Source organism: Allobosea sp. CER48, assembly GCF_044752385.1.
GTDB lineage: Bacteria > Pseudomonadota > Alphaproteobacteria > Rhizobiales > Beijerinckiaceae > Allobosea.
The window spans coordinates 1-2,175 of the sequence record NZ_JBIWYK010000491.1; the positions used below are offsets into that span (position 1 = coordinate 1).

The window sequence follows — 2,175 nt, forward strand, 5'->3', positions numbered from 1 at the left end:
ACGCCACGCCTGCCGACCGCGACCTGATCGGGACGTTCGACTATATCGTGATCGGCGCCGGCTCCGCCGGCTGCGTCGTCGCCAACCGGCTCGCAGCCGACCGCAGGAACAAGGTCCTCGTGCTCGAGGCCGGGGGGCGCGACGACTGGATCTGGTTCCACATTCCGGTCGGCTATCTCTTCGCCATCGGGAATCCCCGCGCCGACTGGCTGTTCAAGACGGAGCCCCAGCCCGGCCTCGGCGGGCGGGCGCTCGCCTATCCGCGCGGCAAGGTCCTCGGCGGCTCCTCCTCGATCAACGCCATGATCTACATGCGCGGACAGGCGGCGGACTATGACGGCTGGCGCCAGCTCGGTCTGTCCGGCTGGGGCTGGGACGAGGTGCTGCCCTATTTCCTGAAGCACGAGGACCACATCGCGCCGCCCCCCGGCGGCATGCACAAGTCCGGCGGGGAATGGCGCGTCGAGAACCCGCGGGTGCGGTGGGACATCCTCGACGCCGTCCGCGACGCGGCCGAGGCCGCCGGCATCGCCAAGATCGCGGACTTCAACACCGGCGACAACGAGGGTTCGGCCTATTTCCAGGTGAACCAGCGGCGCGGACGCCGGCTCAGCGCCTACCGCGCCTTCCTCAAGCCGCTGCTCGAGCGTCCGGACCGGGAAAATCTTCGCCTGGAAGCGCGCGTCCATGTCGAGCGCATCATCGTCGAGAACGGCCGGGCCAAGGCGATCGAGTTCACCCATGGCGAGGAGAAGCTGAAGGCCGAGGTACGCGGCGAGATCGTGCTCTGCGCCGGCGCAGTCGCCTCCCCGCTCCTGCTCGAACGCTCCGGCATCGGCAGCGGTGCGCGCCTGCAGGGCCTGGGCATCGAGACGGTGGTCGATGCGCCCGGCGTCGGCGAGAACCTGCAGGACCATCTCCAGATCCGCCCGGTCTACAAGGTCCATGGCGTCAGGACGCTGAACAGCGATTATGCCAAGGTCTGGCGCCGGCCCCTGATGGCGCTCGAATGGGCGGCACTGCGCACCGGGCCGCTGACCATGGCGCCCTCGCAGGTCGGCGCCTTCGTGAAATCGGCACCGCATTACGCGACCGCCAACCTGCAGTTCCATTTCCAGCCGCTGTCGCTCGACAGCTGGGGCTCGGGCCTGCATCCCTTCGATGCCTTCACCGCAAGCGTCTGCAATCTCAGGCCGAGCAGCCGCGGCAGCGTCCACCTGCGCTCGGCCGATCCGTTCGACACGCCGGTGATCTCGCCCAATTATTTCGACACGGAGGAGGACCGGCAGGTCGCGGTCGATGCCCTGAAGCTGACCCGCCGGATCGTGGCACAGGCGCCGCTGGCACGCTTCCGGCCGGAGGAATACATGCCGGGCGAGGCGGCCCGGACGGATGCCGAGCTGCTGGAGGCGGCGGCAAAGCTGGGCACCACCATCTTCCACCCCGTCGGCACCGCAAAGATGGGCAGCGACGGCGACCCGACCGCGGTTCTGGACGAACGCCTGCGGGTCCGCGGCGTCTCGGGCCTGCGCGTCATCGATGCCTCGGTGATGCCGACCATCACCTCCGGCAACACCGCCAACCCGACGATGATGATCGCCGAGAAGGGCGCCGCGATGCTGAGGGAGGACGCGCGGCGCTGATCGCCGCCGCCCCGGCTTCGAAACGCCACAAAGCCCGGCTTATGAAGGGGCGTTCCATGCCGGAAAGCGCCATGCCTCCAGCCTCGCAGCCCTCGCAGCATAAGGGCCCCTTCAAGCGGATCGCGCTCGGGGTCGTCCGCGCCGTGCTGACGGCGTTCATCATCCTCGACGAGATCGCGCGGCCGCTCTACCGGCCGCTGATCCGCTGGTTCGCCTCGCTCAGGCTGGTGCACCACCTGGAGGCGGCCGTGGCGCGGCTCCCGCGCCCGCTGGTGCTGCTGGCCTTCGCGGTGCCCTTCATCATCGCCGAGCCGCTCAAGCTGCTCGGCCTCATCCTGATGGCGCGCGGGACGTTCTGGACCGGGCTGATCGTGCTCGGCCTCGCCCATCTCGCCACCTTCCTGATCGTCGAGCGCATCTACGACGCCGGGCGCGACAAGCTGATGAGCTATCGCTGGTTCGCCTGGGGCATTGGCATCGTCACCCGGCTGCGCGACCAGGCGCTGGGCTGGGTGCGCGCCTCCAGCGCCTA

2 protein-coding genes are annotated in these 2,175 nt (G+C 69.3%); both read left to right on the forward strand.

The window, feature by feature from the left end; translation table 11 throughout:
* Nucleotides 1–26 precede the first annotated feature (26 nt).
* On the forward strand, nt 27–1,643 hold the full coding sequence (locus ACIPIA_RS14735; protein ID WP_465246963.1) for a GMC family oxidoreductase: 1,617 nt from the start codon (nt 27–29) through the stop codon (nt 1,641–1,643).
* A 71-nt stretch (nt 1,644–1,714) separates the two neighbouring features.
* Nucleotides 1,715–2,175 (forward strand): hypothetical protein (locus tag ACIPIA_RS14740; protein ID WP_400510630.1); only part of this gene is annotated, 461 nt, incomplete at its 3' end.